This window comes from Microcoleus sp. AT8-A3 (assembly GCF_036705675.1).
In the GTDB taxonomy this organism is placed as follows: domain Bacteria; phylum Cyanobacteriota; class Cyanobacteriia; order Cyanobacteriales; family Microcoleaceae; genus Microcoleus.
Genome location: NZ_JAUBVD010000025.1, coordinates 1 through 20,992, shown reverse-complemented (window position 1 = coordinate 20,992; position 20,992 = coordinate 1). Strand labels below are relative to the sequence as shown.

The window sequence follows — 20,992 nt, the reverse complement described above, 5'->3', positions numbered from 1 at the left end:
ATCAGTCGAACTTATCTCTGTTTTGCTGCCACCATTGAGTAGAGATCGGTCTGTCCCCAAGCTTTGATTTCGGTGTGCCCCACCGTATTTAAATTAAAGCCAACTCCTGCCTGCTTCAACCCTTTCGCCAAAATGTTATTCGCGGCGTTGTGATCGCGATCCAATATCGTACCGCAACCACAAATGTGGGTTCGAGTTGACAGCGTTTTCTTAACAAGATTTCCACAATTTGAACAGGTTTGAGAAGTATACTGAGGAGCCACAGCAATTATTGTTTTGCTGTACACTCTTCCAAAATACTCCAAATAATGATCAAGTTTGTGACCACGCTGCATCGCTAATAGATTTAGCAAGCTTGTGATTTTTGACCATATTCCGCACATGAAGGTCTTCGTAGGCTACAAAATCGTTAGATTTTACCGCGCACAACGCCGTCTTTATGGCGAAGTCTTTACGCTGCCGACTGACCTTCAGATGTTTTCTTCCTAACTTGTTGATCGCTTTCTTCCGATTACCCGATCCTTTCTTTTTTCGAGAAACTCGCTTCTGCAATCTCTTCAAAGCTTTTTCACTTTTACGGAGATATCGAGGGTTGGCAACTGTTTCGCCATCGCTATCAGTATAGAAATGGTTTAGTCCAACGTCTATTCCAATAATTTCACCAGTAGAAACGAATTCCTCTTTTCGTTCCGCATTGATACAAAATTGTGCGTAGTAGCCATCGGCACGACGCACAATTCTGATTCGCTTTATCTCACTGGGTGCATAAAAATGCAAGTCCCGACTACCGATTAACTTAAACCTTCCAGCAGCAAAACCATCCTTAAGTGTCAAGCATCTTTTGTCGGTAGAAAATTCCCAACCCGAAGTTTTATACTCAACGGATCGAGTATGTTTCTTGAACTGCGGGTATCCCTTTTTCCCTGGTTTCTTGGCTTTGCAATTAGCAAAGAAACGTTGGATAGCAAAAATGGCACGTTCTGCCGAAGCCTGACGTGCCATCGAATTAAGCTTGCCTGCCCATTCAAACTCTTTTGCCATGATGGCGCATTGTTTGTACAGGTCTACTAACTTAACTCCTTGATTTTCTATCCAATACCTAAGAGTTTTGTTTCGGACAAATTGAGCCGTCCGAATCATGTCGTCGATGATCCGATACTGCTCCGTTTTGCCCTTTAACTTAAACTCTAAAACTATCATTGGAATAGCCTACCACTTCTACAAAGACTTTTACTTGCAAATCTGTATGTTTAACAATTATTCACACATTGTGGGAATTAAAGCCGTCCTAGAAGGAGGGGGCTTTAGACCCGATTTTTTGGTAAGCGAAGGAAGAAGAAAGAAGGAAGAAGGAAGAAGGAAGAAGGAAGAAGGAAGAAGGAAGAAGGAAGAAGGAAGAAGGAAGAAGGGAGAAGGAAAATTAACTGGTTCCCTGGCTCTGGCTGGGAACCGAGATCCAGAGGCTCTGCCTCGCTTGCAAAAAAACAGGAGGCAGAGCAATAGTGAAATGCGTTCCCAGGCTCTTCCTGGGAACGAGGAAAACGAGGAAAAAACTACTTTTTACAAAATCTCCCTGCTGCCAAAACTGATTATCCACCAGCGGCAAAAGCGCCCATAATTGCGATCGACAAAGCCAAACCTGGCAACAGCAGCAATCCTAACATCAAAGCATCGTGTCCGCTCATCACTTTCTCCTGATATTGACGTTAAACATTATACTCTATAAACTGCCATCTTGCCTCGGTCTTAATAATTAATTAAAACCGACAGATAGATTCAGGATTGACAGGGCAAATTTTATTAACAATGGGATTGCCGCGCAAGTCCAGCGTAGTCAACTTTTGCAAAGATTGCAGGGAACTGATATCCGAGATTTGATTGTTGTACAAGTCTAGTAAAAATAAATTATTTAAAGCTTGTAGCGCGCTGCTATCCGAAATCGGATTGTTGAACAAATAAAGTTCAGTCAAATTAGTTAACGATTTCAGCGGACTGATGTCTGATATTTGATTGTTACCGAGGTTGAGTTCAATTAAATTAGTCAGCGATGTCAAAGGACTAATATCTGATATTTGATTTTGGAATAAAACCAATTTATTTAAATTAGTTAAAGATTTCAACGGAGTAATGTCAGATATTTCATTTCCGAACAGAAACAGCGTCTTGAGATTTTTTAAGGAAGCCAGCGGCGTGATATCCGATATTTTATTATTATAAAGGTAGAGTGTCTGGAGTTCAGTTAAATTTGCCAGAGGAGCGAGATCGGAAATTTGATTGTTGTAGAGAATCAGCGCATTTAAGTTAGTTAACTTTTGCACCGGAGCGATGTCTGAAATTTTGTTGTCAAACAAGACAAGTGCGGTAAGATTAGTTAGATATGCCAGGGGACTGATGTCTGAGATTTGATTGGTATCCAGAACGAGTATAGTCAGATTTATTAGAGAGGAAAGCGGACGGATATCTGATATTTGATTGACATCTATAACCAGAGCTTTCAGGTTAGTTAAAGATTGCAGGGGAGCGATGTCAGATATTTGATTACTGCCGAGGATGAGAGTAGTAAGTTGAGTAAAAGATGAGAGGGGGCTGATATCGGTAATTTGAAGATTTTTGAGGTTAAGTTCTGTTGTATTAGAAAGCAGTTCGTTAGCTCGATCGCACTCGGCGGTGTCTGATATTTGCAACAGTATGTCTACGGTATGTTTGGCGCCTGAAGAGATGTTTTCTTTGTGCTTGCACCAATCGGTAAAGTTATTATAACTTATCATAAGCTGTGCTGCCTTAATCGAGTTTAGATGCGAGATTTGAAATTTTAGATAAGTATAGCAATTATATTTCATTGGTGAATGAGATTTTTTTCGGGTTTTGAGAAATTTTAGCAAAAATTGTGTAAAGTAATCTTAACATCGTTAATTGCATTGCCTTCGCAGGAGCCAAGAGCCAACTATGACACCAGAACTAATTTTTAATGCCGGTAATCTGTTCGTTGTGCCTTTCTGGGCAATTATGATTTTATTACCCAACTGGGGAATTACCCGAAAAGTGATGAATTCCTTTATTCCGTTTGCAGTGCTCGCCGTTTTGTACATATATTTGTTTGGTAGCAGTCTGACGGCGGAAAATGCGGCTGCTTTGTCGAATCCTAAGTTAGCAGATATTGCTAAGTTTCTGGGGGAGGAAACGGCGGCGGCTACGGGATGGATACATTTTTTAGTGATGGACTTGTTTGTCGGGCGCTGGATTTATTTGGAAGGACAGCGGACAGGAGTTTGGACGGTTCATTCTTTGGCTTTGTGTTTTTTTGCTGGGCCGATGGGATTGCTTTCTCATATTGTAACTGCTTGGATTACTCAAAGGTTTTTCCCGAGTTCTGAAAGTCTTTCAGGGGGGGTTTCTCCGGTTCACCCGCAAGAAAATTGATGTATTGTGGAACGGGCTCTCCTGCCCGTTCGTTCCTAAGAATGGCGCAAGATATCAGTAACAATATAGATACAGCATATTCCATGTAGATGTGGTACACACAATTTTCTAGCCCGTGTAAGGTGCGGATACACCCGTCAATCTGTAAGTTTTATCGACCAATATTTTGCAGATACGCACCCTACAGATTAACACCACACAATATATTTATAGTGTACTTCATGAACCACCGAAGAGGCTGTATTAGCTAAATCCGTCCCTTGTATTTTGAAAGAGGTAGATGGCGGTTTACTGTTGGGTGGGGGCGGGTTTAGAAAATTATGGGTTTTAGGCAATTATTGTTGGTGAAACCCGCCCCTACAATCCTCGATCGCAGCTTGGAACTTTTACAAAATTTTACCAGATTAAGAATTGGCTAGGGGCAGCACTAAACGAGCGACAATTAAATTGTTTTCTAACATTTCTAGAGAAAAGTTTCCCCCCATTAAGCGTACTGCTCGCTGACAAATTAAGAGATTTTGCACGATCGACCTATGGGAATTAGCAACCGCTAATATATCGGGTTCGGAACCGCCGTTGAAGGCAGCAATTAACTGTCGATCGCACGCGCCGCTATCGATCACAGACAATTCTAACAAATCTTCCCCCAACAACTCAGAGCGAATCTCAATCTTGGCACCAACAGCAGAGCGCCTGCAAGCCGTCGCCAGCAATTCGCACAGAATCAAATCCAGCTTGATGCTGTCCCCGCGAACGCTCAAAGTCTGACCGGCCGGCATAGACACAGCAGCTTCTCTGTGCACATCCAGCAAGACTTTCGAGTGTTTGACCAGGGGGGCCGTTCGATCGAGCGATCGTCTCAGCCAAGCGCTCACAGGCACCGCATCTTGTGCGAATTGCAGCCGCCAATGTTCCTGTTTCAGCAGCAAATGAGTTGACCCCAAAGCATTGCCAATTTGCCGCAAAACCTGTTGGTAGCGCAAAATTTTCAGAGCATCCTTTTGTTCCTTCGCCGACTGCAAAATCGACTGACTCAACTCCCCCAACTCCTTCACCCCCGCTCCCACAGTGCGGTAAAACTCCTCAAAACGGCGTTGTTTGTACCAGTTGAGCAACTCTAGATCCAATCGCTGCGACTCCTGGATCGATTGCACCGCCAAATACCTGCGCCACCAAGCCAACTGAGACGCCATCGAGCTAAGTAAACTCACCGACAACTCCGACCACTGGCGGCCCGGAGCGTCTGCAGCCACCACAATGCCCACCGGAGCGTGTTCTGGGGCCGTCCGCAGCGCCACCGTCATAATCTCGCCAATTCCCGGACTGCGTAGCCACCGCTTTGTCGCCAGTGGCAGTTGGCTCGTGCTCTGTTGCACCACGCAGTTAGCAGCCAGGGTTTGTTGGATCAAAGCATCTGTTTGGACAGGAATCACCGCCTCGGGATTGAGGGCAAATACGGGATTAGCAGCTACCGTCGCCACGATCGAACCTTCCTCATCACCGGGATTCCAAGTAATTACGGCTACTAAAGGACAGGAAATTGTCTGGGAAACGTGTTGAGCAAAGTTACGATCGAGCTTTTGTAGCGGCAACTCTGGGAACATCGGCGGTGAAGCAGCAGATATCTCTTGCTCAGATTGCTCATCAGGAGAATGGTGCAAAACCGCCAAACCCGATTTGAGCGATCGCTCAAATTGCTGATATTTGTCGATTGCCGAACTCTGCTGCCACGAGTGCAGGATCAATCCGAGTTGTTCGCCCACTAGCCGAACTAATTCTTGCTCAGATCGCCTCCAAGTGCGAGTTGCACTGTGTCCGACAACCAGCAAACCCTCGATCGATTTGCGATTGGCGATTTTCGATTTGAGATTGGGGTTTTCTCCCTCGGACTTTTTCGCCCTAGTGCTCGATGCCAACAGCGATCGCACCCCAGCTTCCCCCAACACTTCCCGCCAAGCGCCCAACCGCCCATCTTCCTCCCAATTTTCAATAGCCAGAGGTGCACTTGCTTGCAACAGCCCCACGTCAGCCACATCCAGGGCGTTGAGTGGCGACGGCACTGCCCTGCGGTTGCGGGGCAGATTTTGGCAGACAATTTCAAAGCGATTTTGTTCTTCGCCGTACAGCAGCAGCAAAAAGTATTCGCATTTGAGCCGATCGCACAACTGTTCGGCGGTATTTTTCAAAGTCGTCTCCCAGTCAGCATCGCTGTAGATGGCGTGAGCTATTCCGGCAGTTAAATCTCGATCGATCTCAATTTGCTGAATTTTCTCCTCCATCTCCGACACAGGAGCCGTCAGAGCCACTAACTGCGCCACTCCCCGCAGATAATGCTTTTCATTGTCTTGCCAAATCCGGGGCTCGCCGGCTTCGACTGCCAAAAATCCCAACAATTCCCCTTCCGAAACAATCGGCGCAGCCAACAGAGAGCGAGCGCGGATTTGCTGCATCAACCGCCCTGTCAGCTCAGTTTTCAGAGAACTTTGAGATTCACCGATCCAAACCATTTCTTCCCTGCCCAAAGCCTGATAAAATTCGCCCAAGTCTTGGACGGTGATGCCCGAAGCCGCTCGGCCCGGCCCGCTCAAACCCGGAGTAACTTCGCGGTTGCTGACTCTGCGCCAAAAATAGCGCCGCTCTCGCTCGAACCAATAAACATTGGTGCGCGTCGGCTCAATAAATTCATGAGTTTGTTCTACCACCGCTTGCAAGTATTGGTCGAGCGATCGCAATTCCCCCAACTGCGAAATCAGCGCTAAAAGAGACTCATCTGGGTGTTTAACTTGTTGTCGCTGCCAGTCTTTTTCTATTTGGTAAAGAGCAGTTGCCAGCGCTCCAAATACGATCGCCAACTGGGTTTTTTCCCCCGACTTGGGCGACGCTCCCCATACCTCAGTTCCGAGCAAAATCACGCCGTAGCAGCGGTCTTTGTAGCGCAGCGGAAACAGAGTCGTGCCTTGAATATTGAAAGTTTGAGCTGCTTTGCGCCATTCTCCGGCTCGGTTTTCCGATCGCAAATCCGGGACTCCCACCGGCCGGAGCTGAATCACCACTTGTTCCAGCAAATCCCCTGGGCTGAGGGCAAACCGCTGTTTGAGAAAAGACTGGTCGCCGTTAGGAGTTATGCCGCCTTTCCCGAACAATCTGTGGGCCTGTCGATCGTACAACCCGATCCAAATCAAACCCCAGTCAAATTCCGCTTGCAAGTAACCGAGTGTGGTCGAAAGTAGCACTTCCACATTCTCCTCTTCTCGGAGAGTCTGGAGAACGCGTTCTAGGGTCGCGATTTGTTCGTCTAAATCCTTTGGTCTTTGCTGCTGCCCCATTTCCAAGCTTCCCCGCACCTTGTCTAATTTAAAATTACTAACTTAAAGATTCAAAAAATTAAAATGCCAAAGAGTCAACTTATAATATAATCGTCTCACTTATCCTTCAGTCTCAAACATTGGATAAAGTCGATCGAGGTTGAAGTAAAAACTTCGCCTTCCCTGCCTGCTCGTGAATATTTTTATTTTCCTTCTCCTTTCTCATTTGTAAATTGCCCCAGTACAAATCATTGGATATTTATCAATCAAGTGTACGCCCGCTGTTGTTTTCCGTATTGAAAACCGATGCCGAGTGGCTGCACAACCGCACTCTCCAAGTTCTTGAACTTGCAGCCAGAACCCAGTCAAACCCCGCCACCAGCCAAATGCTCTCTCGATTGCAGAAATCTTTGGGAGTCCAAGATTCTCGCCTCGAACAATCTTTGTGGGGACTGAGCTTTAACAATCCTGTCGGCTTGGCCGCCGGATTTGATAAAAACGGCGTAGCTGCCGATATTTGGGCAAATTTTGGCTTTGGCTTTGCCGAACTTGGCACTGTCACTTGTCAACCACAGCCGGGAAACCCCCAACCTCGCTTGTTTCGCTTGACGGAGGACAGTGCAGCCCTCAACCGCATGGGATTTAACAATCAAGGAGCCGCGGCAATGGCAGCCCGGTTTCAGGCAGCACAGAAAAAGTCCCCACTCGATGCCCAGGGCCCCATGCCTCAGTCTCCGTTCCCCTTGGGCATCAATCTCGGTAAATCTAAGGTAACACCGTTAGAGCAGGCAGCAGCCGACTATTTGGAGAGTTTTAAGCTGCTGAAAGATTGGGGCGACTATTTTGTAGTCAACGTTTCCTCTCCGAATACGCCGGGGTTACGATCGCTCCAAGATGCTGCTGGGCTTAGCACAATTTTGGAAATCTTGCAACAAGAAAATCAGGGAATCAAGCCCATTTTAGTCAAGATTGCGCCGGATTTGGAGTCCGAGGATCTCGTATCTATCCTCGACTTAGCAAAAACCTACCAATTAGCAGGAATTATCGCCACCAATACCACCATCCGCCGCGACGGATTGAAAACACAAATATTGCCAGAAACAGGCAAACCAATCGCCGAAGAAGCCGGGGGAATTAGCGGGCTTCCTGTGCGGGAGCGATCGACAGAAGTAATCCGATTTATCTGGCAATATACAAAAGGCGAATTACCCATAATTGGAGTTGGTGGCATTTTCACCGCCGAAGATGCTTGGGAAAAAATAGCCGCCGGTGCGAGTTTAATTCAAGTTTACACCGGTTGGGTTTACGAAGGGCCTTGGATGGTGCGTCGGATTCTCCAAGGTTTGCTGCAAAAGTTAGAAAAACGCGGATTTAGTTCTATTTCTGAGGCAGTAGGTTCGGACAATCAATACACATAGGAGTGAAAAGCAAGTCTTGGGCAGGAAGCCCGATCAATATTACCCTTGTTGCACCCCTCGATCAGTGCATTGAGCAGCCATCCACTCCCGGAAATAATCGCCGCCACCTTTAGCATCTGATTAACTCTTCAAATTTCCCTATAAAGGCACTAGCCGATCGCTGTATTTGATCAAAACTTTATAATCTCGATCGTACCACGCCCTAGGTATCATATCTTGAACTTGAGCGACATCAACAAGCTGGCTTTTCGTTCCGTAGGCAGATTCCGTTTCATAGATGATTTTTTCCTGGAGAATTATCTCTCGCTTGAAGGGAAAAATCATCATAGGAACACCGTATTTTTGCAGGGGAGGCAAGTAGTTTTCAAGTAAGGAAATATCTACCGGATAGCCTCGACAAAGGTCAACGGTTGAATAAACTGCCACTATCAATTTACCGTCTATATATGTCCAGCCAGCTTCATACAACTTGCTGATGTTTAGACAGTCTTTATAGCAGTTGATTGTGCCTCGTTGAGGATGATACACAGGAATCAGCCATTCAGGGGCTTTGTTAATTGCTTCTGCTTTTCCTTTGCGATCGTGATAGTGAGCTTCTCCAACAGCTAACCAGCTTTGGCAGTCTCGTCTAATATCCATGAGTTCACCCAGAATCTGACTCACAGTGCGATCGCTAAAAAAAGTATCAGGCAACACCATACCAACAGTTCCCTAACATTAATACTACAAAAAATCTTTTGGTTTCGATCGATTTTAATTAGTATTGCATCAAAAGTAAATCGGCGTTCAAAATCTTCAACAATCTTAACAACTCGATTTATCTAACACGCATCTAATCAAATATTTCCGCTAATTTCAAAGCATTAACTTGAGCTTGAGCTTTCTGCAGCGACTCCTGCCATTCCCTTTCTGGATCGCTATCAGCAACAATCCCCGCACCCACCTGTCCCCAAACAACTCCCCCGGTTGTACCGTCACTTTTTGGTGCATATAAAAGGGTGCGAATCAAAATATTTAAATCCAGGTTCCCGCGCCAGTCCAAATAACCGCAGGAACCGTAAAATAAATTGCGCTTCACGGGTTCCAATTCTTCGATGATTTCCAGACAGCGCACTTTCGGGCAACCTGTAATCGTACCGCCCGGAAATACCCCTCGAATTAAGTCGATCGCGTCGCAATCTCCTCTTAATGTACCGATAACATTACTGACGAGGTGCATCACGTGACTGTAGCGTTCAATAGTCAGAAATTCGTTAACTTTTACCGAACCCCATTCACACACCCTCCCGATATCGTTGCGCTCTAAGTCAACTAACATAATATGTTCTGCTCTTTCTTTGATATTCTCTATTAATTCCCGTGCTAACTGCTCATCTTCAATGCAGGTTAAACCTCGCCGTCTCGTTCCCGCGATCGGTCTAGTATCCACTTTTTTTCCTAATAATTGAACCAGTCTTTCCGGCGAACAACTAACTATCGCCCCCCACGGAGTTTGCCAATAACTTGCAAAAGGCGAAGGATTGATCCGTTGCAAAGCGCGGTAAATTGACCAACTACTGCAATCTGTACGGGCTTCAAACCGCAAAGATAAATTAGCCTGAAAAATATCGCCTGCATGAATATACTTCTGAGCTTTTCGCACTATTTCTTTATACTCACTCTGAGATAATTGGAAAATAGGAGTAGCGGAATTTTGTTGATAATTTTCCGGTAAATTATTCTGGATTATTTCTCCCTTGGTTTGCTCTAATTGATGCTGCATAACATCGAGTTGAGAAGGTTGACTCGCAGCCAACCAGAGAATTTGCGTTTGATGGTCTAAAACCGCAAAAGATTCTGGTTCGTACCAACAGCTAACCGGGAAAGGAAGCGGATCGGTATTGAGTTGGGGCAGGTGTTCGATTTCCCATGCTAAATCATAACCTAGCCATCCCAACCAACCCCCCGTAAAAGGAATTTCCGGCGGTACATTCACTGCTAAATTTTGCTCTTGAGAGTCCAAAAGAGCGCGCAAAAAAGGTAAAATTTCCCCGACTGGCGGTGTCCATAGCTGAGATTGACCGTCAATTATCCGGGGAGAACCTGCACAAATAGAATATCGTGCCAAGTTAGTAGAAGATGTAACTGGACTTTCTAGCAGAACAGCCATCTCGCGGGGGAAACACTCCGATATTGAGCCTGCACCGGCGGTTTTACCGAGAAATAAAATTTGAAAAATCTCCGATCCGCTGCGCTGATTTAGGGGAAGCTGTCGCCAATGCCAAGGTTGTATTTGTTTCATAATAGATTGCACTCTGGTTAACACTTTCAGGAATTACGCAAAATGTCAATTCTGTAGTAAGGTGCACAATTGGCCCCCTCCTAAAATCGATTTAAAGCGTTATCTCAGCCATTATTTACAACTTTCCAAATATCTCCGCTTGCCTCTTTTTTGAGGCGTATCCAACCCCTAACGGAGTTAATGAGAAATATAGTTTTGGTTCTTTGCAAATCATCTAAGGTAATTAATTCTTCTCTGATTTTTCCCTCCTCTAAAAGTTGAGAACGAAACGTCCCCGGTAATAAACCGCACTTGAGGGGAGGTGTGATTAAACCTGCGGGTGTATCGATCGCGATATTGGCGATCGTGGATTCGGTGATAACTCCATCTTGATTCCACAGAAAGACATCCTGATATTGGGGCTGCGACTCCAAAGCCATTGTATAAGGCAATCGGTAAGTTGTCTTGTGGTAAAGAAATGGGTTTTGAGAATCGATCGGTTGGCGGGCAATTCCCACAGATGCACCGATTTTTAAGATACCGCTATCTAGTGTCTGAGCTTGTAACGTTATGTTTCCCTCACAAGATATTGTTAACCGTATTTTGTGTTTGACTGACCCGCAAGTCATACTTAATGCTTGTAAAGCTTTGCTTGTTTCTGTTAGCGATAGGGAAAATTTAAAATAATCAGCCGATCGCTCTAATCTTTGAAGATGTCTGTCTAGCAAAAAATAGCCGTTTTTGGGTTCCCATAAAAGTGATTCCAGCAATTCAAAGTTTGGCTGGTGTTGAATCATATTTTTGTCAATATAATATAATGTAAATTCGGGAACAAGACAATTATTAGACCCGCGAAGCGGCCTGTTCGTGTAATTATATAGGAAGTTAACTTGAATTTATGTTGCCTAAATCCTTTATATTTCAATGGCGCCTTGCCATCGGGCTGTTAATATTAACCTCAGTGCTCACACCCCTAGCGCTCAACTACTACGTCCGATTTGTTACCCGCAACTACCGCCACAGCGATATAGCTAACGTGCCTGCTGAACCCATTGCTATAGTTTTTGGTGCCGGACTTTGGGAAGACGGCACTCCAAGCCCCATGTTAGCCGATCGAGTGCAAGCAGCCGTCGATTTGTACAAAGCGGGGCGAGTGGACAAACTTTTGATGACAGGAGACAATAGCACCGTCGATTACAACGAAGTCCAAGCAATGCAGGACTTCGCCGAAGCCCAGGGCGTACCGATTAATAATATCGTTCTCGATTATGCCGGATTTAGTACCTATGAAAGTTGCTACCGGGCGAAAGAGATTTTTGGCATAACGCAGGCTGTTTTAGTTACCCAAAACTTTCACTTAGCCCGCGCTGTTTATACCTGTCGCCGGTTGGGCATAAAGGCGATCGGCTTAGGAACGCCGGATTGGGGCAAATTTCGCCAAAAGGGCATGATTCGCTACACTTTCCGCGAATTTTTGGCAGTCATCAAAGCGCTTTGGGAAGTGCGCGTTACCCGTCCCGAACCGACTTTTTTGGGGCCGTTTGAAGGAATTCAAGAAAAGTTATGATATCATGTCCAGTCGAGCGACCGTGATTTTTGTAGGGGCCCGTGAGCCAACAATACCTGCCAACAAAGGACAATCTCAAAAACCCGCCCAGACCAGGATATTATGGTTAATCGAGCGGACATGATATGAGTGATATGTTGAAGACTTTAGTCCTTAAAACAAGGACTAAAGTCTTCACTAAAAACGGATTTTCTTACAACTAACTGGACATCAGGTAAGGATCGCGAATTAAATAACTTACAATTTTAATTGTTATTGTGGGATGGGCGTCCCGCCCGTCTTTTTTGGACGGGCGGGACGCCCATCCCACTTTCAAGAGTGGAAGTTATTTAATTCTCATTCCTAAGTCCGGGAGTTGTAAGTTTTGAGTTAAACCAAAGTCCCGACACAACTCATCAATCATAACTCGCTCGTTCCGGTAGTGTTCCATAACTTACTCGCGTTTGGAAAGCCCCGCCAGCGACCAAGTTAGGCTCACCATCATTAAGCGGCCTAGAGCCTTCAAACGCTCTTCGGCGTTATTTTCAACCAATTGAGACAGAGTTTCAGACTTAAGATTTTTCGACAATTCTTCAGCAGTTTCTGCTGGTTTTTCCAACTGAGGTTGTTCAGAAGATGTCTCAAGGCTGACTTGTGGCTGCTGATTTTTTTCTTCGGTCATTTTCTGAGTCACATCCTGGAGTTATTGCATACATAACCCTTAATACAAATGTAATTTATTTGTATCCGGGATTTGGCGAGTCAATCGATTTTAGATTTTAGATTTTAGATTTTAGATTGAAGCATTGACTTGCGCGAGATAAATACGTTCGGCAAGTTTCTCGGATACAGGTTTTTGATTTCTCCACGGATGAATCACGTGGCGGGTATCCTGGATGCGGGAATTGTCAAGTTTTCCGTACCCGACAATCGCAGTTACCAACTGACTTAAAAATTGGGATGTCAGTTGTTAGCTATCTTAAATAGCACTTAGCCAATTTTCCTCAGAAAGCCGATTTGTTCACAGATATGTCGTCGTCAACGAATTTTTTGTAAGAAACGGGATTTCTGAGCCTAAGTCCTGTTAAATTCAAAACTCACACACTACTACTGATGATGCACATCACTGAATTGTTATATTTACTTAACAGTAATATTTCCAAGATTCTGATATTGTTAAAGCTTAACAATTAATTTTGCTCGGATTTATCTCAATCTGCAAGCAAGTGTCTGGAAATTATTAACAAACTGAAGGTGTAGAGCCGATGGCAATTTATGTTGATACTGCAATTGTAGCGGAAGCCGCACGGGCGAGCAAGTTCGGATGGATAGCGGGAATTACTACTAATCCGACACTTTTGGCAAAAAGTGAGTTATCTCCTGAGCAAACCCTTAAACAACTGGCACAACTGATTCCAGGGGAAGTGTATTATCAGCTAATGGCATCTGATGTTGATGGCATGGTAGCAGAAGGAAAAGCGGCTTTTGAATTAATTGGACAGCAAACAGTGTTGAAAGTTCCCGCAACGGCGGCTGGTTTTCAAGCAGTCGCGCATTTGTCACCGTCCATTCCTTGCGCGGTGACAGCTATTTACAGTGCGGCCCAGGCCGTTGTTTCAGCAGAAGCGGGGGCTAAATATGCGATCGCCTACGTGAATCGCGCCACCAGATTGTTGGGAGACGGTTTTGCCTTAGTGCGGGATATGGCAAATGTGTTGCACAGAAGTAATACTGAGATTTTGGCAGCTAGCATTAAATCGCCGGAAGAAGCGGTGAAGACATTATTAGCTGGCGCCCATCATTTAACATTGCCTTTTGATGTGTTGCAGGCGATCGCAGTTCACGAATTATCCCAGCAAACAGTTGATGAATTTGCCCAAAACGGGCGGGGAATTTTGGGATAATACCAAATTTATGTGAAAAGTGCAAATTGCGAATTCCTAGTGGGTAATTGGTATGGGTTTTGAATCACTAATATCAAATAGGCTAACATCCGAATGATGCCGATCGTGCGAGCGTCCTGCTCTCGATGATAGCTCACGAGCGGGACTCTAGCTTGCAGGGTAAATTCCGAGTCACCCTATTTGATAAGACTGATGAGTGAGGAATACTAACTAAGGAGCGCGAATTAAATAACTTACAATTTTAATTGTTATTGTGGGATGGGCTCTTATAGCCCGTCTTTTTTGGATGGGCTATAAGAGCCCATCCCACTTTCAAGAGTGGAAGTTATTTAATTCTCATTCCTAATGACTATTGATACCACTCAAAAAAACAATGCAACTATAAGCCATTACTTCAAACCTTACAAAATCAGTCATTACCAAATCTCAAATCTAAAATCTAAAATCTAAAATCTAAAATAGTAGGACTATGGCATTCGCCAAATCTTAATAGTGCGATCGGGACTGGCGCTCACAAAAGTCTTGCTATCTCTGGAAATAGCAACCGAACTCACAAACTGACTGTGACCCGAAAGACTGCTTCTTTCTTTTCCCGTCTTCAAATCCCAAACTATAATATCTCCGCCCCCGCTGATCAAAGTGCGGCTGTCCGGGCTAAAGGCGATCGTCCTCACCCAGCTCGAATGCCCTTTAAAAGTGCGGGTGCGCTTCCCGTCTTGTACGTTCGACAAACGGATCGTATTGTCGGTGCTAGCACTAGCCACAATTTGCCCGTTGGGGCTAAAAGCCACAGCATTAACCGGGCCCCCGTGACCTGTGATAATTCTTCTGACTTCTCCGGTACCGAGATTCCACAAACGCACAGTCTTGTCCTGGCTGCCGCTAGCGAGAGTTTTACCATCCCGGCTCAAAGCGATCGCGTTTACTCCCCCCGCGTGGCCGCTCAAAGTCCGCAACCTGCTGCCGGTTCTGACATTCCACAAGCGAACAGTTTTGTCATCGCTGCCGCTAGCGAGAGTTTGACCGTCCCTGCTAAAAGCGATCGCATTGACGGCTGCTTTGTGAGCGGCAATCGTCCGCATCCGTCGCCCCGTCTTCAAATCCCAGAGAATCACATTATTATCGCCGCCGCCGCTGGCCAAAATCGAGCTGTTCGGGCTCACCGCCAGCGTGTTGACCGATTTTTTAGAATGCACCGAATTAAGAGTCCGCACCAGGCGTCCCGTCCTCACATTCCAAATTCTAATCGTCCCAAAGCTTGCGCTTACCAAAGTTTGACCGTCAGGCGACAGGGCGATCGCATTTACACTCCCGACATTATCCAAACTTCTTTGCAAAAAATGAGTGGTAGGTAAAGTCGAAAGCAGCCACACGGGGTTTGCCGGAAACACCCCGTAACGCAGCGAACCGTAAATTTGAGACGCGCCAATACTCACCATCAAAACAGCCGTGCCCGCCAGCAACTTCTTTTTCCAATCAAAAACATCTTTCTGGGTCTTGTTCAATCCCGAATTCAGAGGTCTGAGGCGGTTTATGGAGCTCTGTTTCTTCGCCCCACCCTCCCCGGCAGTTGTGCGAATTTTAGTTTGCCCCGTCGTCGGCAACTGAGTCGGCACCTGAGTTTCTGCGCCGTCGAGATTAATTTCCTCCAAGCACTGCAAAACCATCTGGGGACTTTGAGGTCGATTCCCCGGAAAAGGCGCCATCAGATAATCGATCACATTAGCCACGGAGTCGGAAACTTGAGGTGCTCCTTTGCGCCACATTAATCTGCCCGTGCGCGGGTTCTCTGGAAACGCAGTCGGCGGCTTTCCAGTCAGCAAATAAACAAAAGTGCGCCCCAGAGCAAAAAAATCCGACTGCGGAACAGCCTTGCCATTTGTTTGTTCCGGCGGCGTGTAGCCTGGGGAAACAATACCAGTCACATTTTGCCCCTGGCCCACCTTAGCGAAATAAGTCGCCGAAACTTCCCGAGCAGTCCCGAAGTCAATCAGCACTAACTGCCCGTTTGGCTTGCACATAATATTGTGCGGCTTGATATCCCGATGGAAATAGTTGAGGCGGTGAACTTGGTCTAAAATTTCCGACAGTTGTTTGAGCCAGTTTACAGCTTGTTCTTGACTGATCGGGCGGCCCCGATGTTTCAGCCAGTCTTGCAAATTGGCCCCAGCAATTTTCTCCATCACCAGACAGTGAAAAGACTCTGTGCTGTGAGCTGGCGTAAATATAAAATAACCGTCGCGATCGACTTTTGGAATACCTGGATGTCTGAGCCTGACCAATACGTCGGCTTCTTGCTTAAACAGTTCTACAGCTTTGGGATGTTCTTTGAGCAGGACTTTGAGCACTCTTCGGGCGCCGTTGTCGTCCACTTCAAATGTTCTGCCAAAGCCGCCGCCTCCGAGAGGCGCGACTAGCCGATATCGACCTTGCAACAAAAGTTCTGACCCGCAGTGGATACACGCGGATTTGCCAGAGTTGGCTGGATCGGAGGGATTCGGGCATTTGGGATTGAGGCAATAACTCACAGAAGCCACATAACCCTGATTGAGGTTGCTCTATCAAGTTTTACTTTGACACTGCTCTACAAAAGTTGGCTAAACTTATCTAAGTTTCACCATTCAACTAGAAGTATTTTCTAGAGGGTCTGATTCCTGCTTCTGCCAAGAGAGTCGGCTCTTACTTGTCCACAGGCGTAAATTCGGGTGGAGCAGCACCCTATTTTTGAAGTCTCTACAACTATTTATTATTGTCGAAGCTTTTAGCCATTGTTTAACCATTATTTTCAACCAATTTAACGAATCGTGGTATCCCGTTCGACCTTTTTATAGGCTGGTCAGTTTTAAATCGACCGTCGTTTACTGAGTCCAACTCAATTTTCAACTTATGACGATCGTAGCACACCTAGTAAAAGACTCATGAGCACCCTTGATTGAAATCTTCCAACGTCTCTGAAGTCGAGGGAGGCTTTAGTCTTGCTTGACTTCAGCATCCCGTGTTTTTGTATAACCGGGGCAGTGCGATCGAACGATCGGCTTGAGGCCAAAGGTTTTGTTATTTGTCACAGCCGATCGAGGTCACAAATCCCCGATCGCAGCACATAATGTACAAACAGACCAGAAATAATAACGAGAGAGCATCCACATTTCAATTGTACGATCGCAACCACCACTCTCGAAGAAAGAAGTGAGAGTGGGAGAGTGAACGAGTGAGGGAGTGAAAAAATCTGCCTTCTTCCCTCGAACCTCTTCCCTCTTCCTTCAGCACAAGAAAGCCTTTTAAACAAGTCCCTCAATTACCGGATGGAAGTAGAACGCCAGCGCCAAAACCGTATAAGCTGCCAACAGCAAAGTACCTTCTAGCCAGTTAGAATTGCCATCAGAACTGATAGAATTGGCGATCAGCACCGACACCGCAACTGCTACAAGTTCAAACGGGTTGAAATTCAAGTCCATCGGTTGGCCCAAGACAAAACCTGCCAAAACCAACACCGGCGCAACAAACAAAGCAATTTGCAAACTCGAACCCACGGCCACAGAAACCGACAAATCCATTTTATTTTTCATCGCCACCGTCACCGCCGTCGTATGTTCGGCTGCATTGCCAATAATCGGCACTAAAATCACCCCGGTAAACAGTGATGTCAGCCCCAAACGCGCCGTCGCTTCTTCCAGAGTACCCACCAACAGTTCCGACTCGACAGCTACCATCAGGGTACAGGCCAACAGCACCCCAATCCACAGCGGCAGATTGACTTTGTGGTCAGGACCCTCTGGTGCTAAGTTATTTTCGGCTAAATCTTCCAGCATTTCTATTTCTGCTACCCCCGCATCGTACAGATAACTGTGGGTTTTCATCGAAAACAGCAGCGTCAGCACGTAGACGACAATCAGGACTATAGCAACAGCGCTAGAGAGGTTCTGCATAGTTTGCGGAGGGATGCCAATAGAGGTGGCATTAACTGCAGTTGGCACCAAAATGGCAATCACGGCTAAGTTCATCGCTGAAGCATTCAACCGGGCGACTGTCGGCTGAAATTCTTGTTCTTTGTAGCGCAAGCCGCCCAGCAGCATCGCCAATCCCATCACCAGCAGCAGGTTGCTCATAATTGAACCGGTGATGCTGGCTTTGACAACATCTATTAGTCCGGCGTTGAGGGCGACGATGCCGATAATCAGTTCCGTGGCATTTCCGAAGGTAGCGTTCAGCAAACCCCCCAAATTGGCACCGAGGACGACGGCGATTTCTTCGGTGGCCGTCCCCATCCACGCGGCTAGAGGGATGATGGCTAAAGCCGAGGTGACGAAGATTGTGGAGGATTCCCAGCCGAGAAAGTGTCCGGCGATGGAAACTGGGATAAATAACAGCAGGCTGGAAATAATTGTATTTGTGTTTAGCATTTAGATTCTCAAAAGCTGCCAACCGTCAATCATAGCCTGTGACCAAATGAAAAAAAGGGTGAGGGTGAGGGATTTGGGTGTTTGCTTAAAGCTGGGGGTGGGCGATCCTCTTCTGCAAGCTTCGCTAACGGGCGATCGCTGCATTGCGGCTTTCACGGATGTGACAAACTAAGAGAGCGATTTGTTTAGCCGATCGGTTCAATGGATTTTTGTATTCTACCCGATCGATCGCATCAGCTTCCGCATTGTCTTGAGAGCAAAGTTGACTATTTCTGGGCGATCGTTTTTTCAGATGTTCGTAAGCGTGATATAATCTTTAAATATTGCCATTCTGCAAGTATAGCTATACATAATACTTAGGACTGCTTCAGCCATGCCTCTACAAGAAGAGATTGAAAGAACAAGGCAAGAAATTCGGACAGATAGCTACTCAATGTCTATTGGCGAGTGGATCAGTCTTTATGAGAGTAAGGAAATCGATATTCACCCAGAATTTCAAAGGCTTTTTCGTTGGTCGGATTTTCAAAAATCCAGGTTTATAGAATCAATTCTTTTAGGTATACCGATCCCACCAATTTTTGTCAGTCAAAGAGATGATGGGATTTGGGATGTGATCGATGGTTTGCAGAGACTCTCAACCATATATGAATTTGTAGGTATTTTGAAACCAGACAATCAAGAGCAAGATACATTTTCTGCTATCGCCTTACAAGAAACAACTTACTTACCTTCGTTAAAAGGTAAAAAATGGAACGATCCTGACGATAAAGATAACTCTTTAACTCAGGCGCAGCGTTTATTGATAAAAAGAACCAAAATATCCGTCAATATTGTTGCAAAAGAAAGTGATGAAATGATTAAATATGAGCTTTTTCAGCGGCTGAATACAGGAGGATCGATTGCTACACCGCAAGAAGTAAGAAATTGCATTCTTTTAATGTTGAATAAAGATTTATATAATTTAATGCGTTCACTTGCGAATCGCCATTCATTTAAAAGCTGCATTGCTTTGAGCGATAGACTTTATGAAGAACAGTATGATATGGAATTAGTATTGCGTTTTATTCTTTTCTTCGATATAGATTATGCAAGTCTTCTAACGCTGGGCGGTGATGTTAGCGAGTTTCTAACGGCTAGAATGTATGAAATGGCTATTAAAAAAGATTTGGACAGCACCCACATAGAGACAGCGTTTGATGTGGCATTCAGTATGCTTAATGAAGCTATGGGAGAAGACAGCTTCAAGCGATATAAATCGGAGAATGATAAATTCCTGGGAGGCTTTCTCTTATCGGCATATGAGGTAATAGCATTAGGAATTGGATACAACTATCAAAATCCGGTTCCAACAGACCAATTACCTAATCGTATAAAAAGTATTTGGTCACATCCAACTTATAAACAATGGTCGGGAGCTGGAGTGAATGCAGCAAGACGCTTACCGTATCTTATTCCGCTTGGTAGAGAGGTCTTTTCCCCTTCATGAGCATCCAAACACCGGAACAATTAATCGATAGATTGGCAACGGATCTTGCTTGGCGAAAGAAGGAACTGTCAGAAATGAAATCTTTGATAGAAGCGAAAAATGTTTCTGACCAAAGACATAAAGTATTAGTTCGGAGTGGAGTATGTATTCTCTATTCCCATTGGGAAGGTTTTGTCAAGTTAGCAGCAAACTCTTATCTAGAATATGTTATCTCACAAAAGCTTACGTATCAAAAGCTTTCTAGTAATTTTTTAGCTTTGGCTATGAAAGAAAAACTTAAAAAGGCAAAAGAGACACATAAGCCATCATTGTATATACCTGTTTGTGAATTTTTTCTTTCCGAATTAAATCAGAGATCTATCCTACCTAAACCTAAAGATGCAATATCTACTGGATCGAATTTAAACTCTGAGGTTTTAAAAGAAATAACTTATACTCTAGGAATTGACTTTTCAATATACTCTACTAAATCGCCATTAATTGATACCCAGCTTTTAAAGACAAGGAACGAAATTGCCCACGGTGAGGATTCGGTGTTTGATAGGGATGAATATCTAGAGCTACACAGAGAAATTATAGGAATGCTCGATATATTTCGTACCGATATAGAAAATGCTGCTATTCAGAAAAAATTTAGGCGGGATTCACCTTAGATAATGACAACAGGAGCCAATAATTATCAGCCCTATCAAAAAAACTAGATTTTTTCAAAAAACAAATCGATATGAAAGCGGCAAAGTGGCGAGCATCTAATTAAAATTATGATATTGGAACTGGCAATTCTTGATTTTAAACCTAATATGACGGGAGCAACATAACATATGAGTGATATCGGTCTCACACACATCGCACTGCCCGTTTCTGATGTCGATCGCACTATCGAATTCTACTCCAAGTATGCTGGAATGCAGGTCGTTCACCGCCGCATCGATGCAGAAACTGGTGTTGCTGTGGTCTGGCTCTCCGATCGCACTCGCCCTTTTGTAATTGTGCTAATTCAAACAGACTCCGTACATCCCGTTCTGTCTCCCTTGGCACACCTGGGAGTAGGTTGCAAAAGCCGCGAATATATGGACGAACTCTGCGACAAAGCACGTCAAGAAGGCGTATTGCTTGAAGAACCAAAAGATTCTGGATATCCGATCGGCTACTGGGCTTTTTTGCGAGACCCGGACGGTCAATCGATTTTAGATTTTAGATTTTAGATTTTAGATTTACTTGCGCGAGATAAATGCGGGGGCAATAAGTGATTT

17 protein-coding genes and 1 pseudogene are annotated in these 20,992 nt (G+C 45.1%); 9 read left to right on the top strand and 9 right to left on the bottom strand.

What is annotated here, in order from left to right:
• Positions 1-11 precede the first annotated feature (11 nt).
• Positions 12-1,200, bottom strand: a pseudogene (locus QUB51_RS16130) (RNA-guided endonuclease InsQ/TnpB family protein).
• A gap of 46 nt (positions 1,201-1,246) precedes the next feature.
• Here QUB51_RS16130 and QUB51_RS16125 point away from each other — a divergent pair.
• Positions 1,247-1,618, top strand: coding sequence for a hypothetical protein (locus QUB51_RS16125; protein WP_333211274.1), 372 nt, complete (start codon positions 1,247-1,249; stop codon positions 1,616-1,618).
• Positions 1,619-1,757: 139 nt separating this feature from the next.
• On the opposite strand, the gene QUB51_RS16120 is transcribed toward QUB51_RS16125, so the two are convergent.
• Positions 1,758-2,768 carry a leucine-rich repeat domain-containing protein gene (locus QUB51_RS16120; protein WP_333262322.1) on the bottom strand — a complete coding sequence of 337 codons (1,011 nt, stop codon included), beginning with the start codon at positions 2,766-2,768 and terminating at the stop codon, positions 1,758-1,760.
• 178 nt (positions 2,769-2,946) lie between these two features.
• Here QUB51_RS16120 and QUB51_RS16115 point away from each other — a divergent pair, with 178 nt between their 5' ends.
• Positions 2,947-3,420, top strand: coding sequence for an ABA4-like family protein (locus QUB51_RS16115; protein WP_333211278.1), 474 nt, complete (start codon positions 2,947-2,949; stop codon positions 3,418-3,420).
• Between the two features lie 404 nt (positions 3,421-3,824).
• Here the strand turns inward: QUB51_RS16115 and QUB51_RS16110 are convergent, their stop codons facing one another.
• Positions 3,825-6,746 carry a GAF domain-containing protein gene (locus tag QUB51_RS16110; RefSeq protein WP_333233914.1) on the bottom strand — a complete coding sequence of 974 codons (2,922 nt, stop codon included), beginning with the start codon at positions 6,744-6,746 and terminating at the stop codon, positions 3,825-3,827.
• A 230-nt stretch (positions 6,747-6,976) separates the two neighbouring features.
• On the opposite strand from QUB51_RS16110, the gene QUB51_RS16105 reads away from it, so the two are divergent.
• The gene (locus QUB51_RS16105; protein ID WP_333057550.1) at positions 6,977-8,143 is read left to right on the top strand and encodes a quinone-dependent dihydroorotate dehydrogenase; all 1,167 of its coding nucleotides are present in this window, start codon (positions 6,977-6,979) and stop codon (positions 8,141-8,143) included.
• 138 nt (positions 8,144-8,281) lie between these two features.
• Here the strand turns inward: QUB51_RS16105 and QUB51_RS16100 are convergent, their stop codons facing one another.
• From QUB51_RS16100 to QUB51_RS16090, 3 genes are all read right to left on the bottom strand, one after another.
• A complete protein-coding gene (locus QUB51_RS16100) occupies positions 8,282-8,842 on the bottom strand; it encodes a hypothetical protein (RefSeq protein WP_333057548.1) in 561 nt (186 codons plus the stop codon).
• A gap of 133 nt (positions 8,843-8,975) precedes the next feature.
• A complete protein-coding gene (locus QUB51_RS16095; RefSeq protein ID WP_333262327.1) occupies positions 8,976-10,424 on the bottom strand; it encodes an anthranilate synthase component I in 1,449 nt (482 codons plus the stop codon).
• A gap of 104 nt (positions 10,425-10,528) precedes the next feature.
• The gene (locus tag QUB51_RS16090; protein ID WP_333057546.1) at positions 10,529-11,200 is read right to left on the bottom strand and encodes an aminotransferase class IV; all 672 of its coding nucleotides are present in this window, start codon (positions 11,198-11,200) and stop codon (positions 10,529-10,531) included.
• 101 nt (positions 11,201-11,301) lie between these two features.
• Between QUB51_RS16090 and QUB51_RS16085 the strand changes: the two genes are divergently transcribed.
• Positions 11,302-11,970, top strand: a complete 669-nt coding sequence (locus tag QUB51_RS16085) for an ElyC/SanA/YdcF family protein (protein WP_333233916.1) — start codon at positions 11,302-11,304, stop codon at positions 11,968-11,970.
• A gap of 433 nt (positions 11,971-12,403) precedes the next feature.
• On the opposite strand, the gene QUB51_RS16080 is transcribed toward QUB51_RS16085, so the two are convergent.
• Positions 12,404-12,631: a hypothetical protein gene (locus tag QUB51_RS16080; protein WP_333057544.1), complete on the bottom strand. Its 228-nt coding sequence runs from the start codon at positions 12,629-12,631 to the stop codon at positions 12,404-12,406.
• 583 nt (positions 12,632-13,214) lie between these two features.
• Between QUB51_RS16080 and QUB51_RS16075 the strand changes: the two genes are divergently transcribed.
• Positions 13,215-13,853: a transaldolase family protein gene (locus QUB51_RS16075; RefSeq protein WP_333057543.1), complete on the top strand. Its 639-nt coding sequence runs from the start codon at positions 13,215-13,217 to the stop codon at positions 13,851-13,853.
• A 467-nt stretch (positions 13,854-14,320) separates the two neighbouring features.
• On the opposite strand, the gene QUB51_RS16070 is transcribed toward QUB51_RS16075, so the two are convergent.
• Together QUB51_RS16070 and cax are read right to left on the bottom strand one after the other, a co-directional pair.
• Entirely contained in the window at positions 14,321-16,390 is a 2,070-nt protein-coding gene (locus tag QUB51_RS16070) for a serine/threonine-protein kinase (protein WP_333211286.1), read from the bottom strand.
• Positions 16,391-17,131: 741 nt separating this feature from the next.
• Entirely contained in the window at positions 17,132-18,253 is a 1,122-nt protein-coding gene (gene cax / locus QUB51_RS16065; RefSeq protein WP_333211288.1) for a calcium/proton exchanger, read from the bottom strand.
• A 46-nt stretch (positions 18,254-18,299) separates the two neighbouring features.
• On the opposite strand from cax, the gene QUB51_RS16060 reads away from it, so the two are divergent.
• The 4 genes from QUB51_RS16060 to QUB51_RS16045 all read left to right on the top strand — a co-directional run bounded on the left by QUB51_RS16060 (position 18,300) and on the right by QUB51_RS16045 (position 20,944).
• The gene (locus QUB51_RS16060) at positions 18,300-18,425 is read left to right on the top strand and encodes a hypothetical protein (RefSeq protein ID WP_333262330.1); all 126 of its coding nucleotides are present in this window, start codon (positions 18,300-18,302) and stop codon (positions 18,423-18,425) included.
• 201 nt (positions 18,426-18,626) lie between these two features.
• Complete coding sequence (locus tag QUB51_RS16055) at positions 18,627-19,739, top strand: DUF262 domain-containing protein (RefSeq protein ID WP_333057537.1); 1,113 nt, start codon at positions 18,627-18,629, stop codon at positions 19,737-19,739.
• A complete protein-coding gene (locus QUB51_RS16050; protein WP_333057535.1) occupies positions 19,736-20,392 on the top strand; it encodes an MAE_28990/MAE_18760 family HEPN-like nuclease in 657 nt (218 codons plus the stop codon). The genes QUB51_RS16055 and QUB51_RS16050 overlap by 4 nt, the downstream gene beginning before the upstream one ends.
• 168 nt (positions 20,393-20,560) lie before the next feature.
• Positions 20,561-20,944: a VOC family protein gene (locus QUB51_RS16045; protein ID WP_333262333.1), complete on the top strand. Its 384-nt coding sequence runs from the start codon at positions 20,561-20,563 to the stop codon at positions 20,942-20,944.
• The last annotated feature ends 48 nt before the right edge of the window (positions 20,945-20,992 follow it).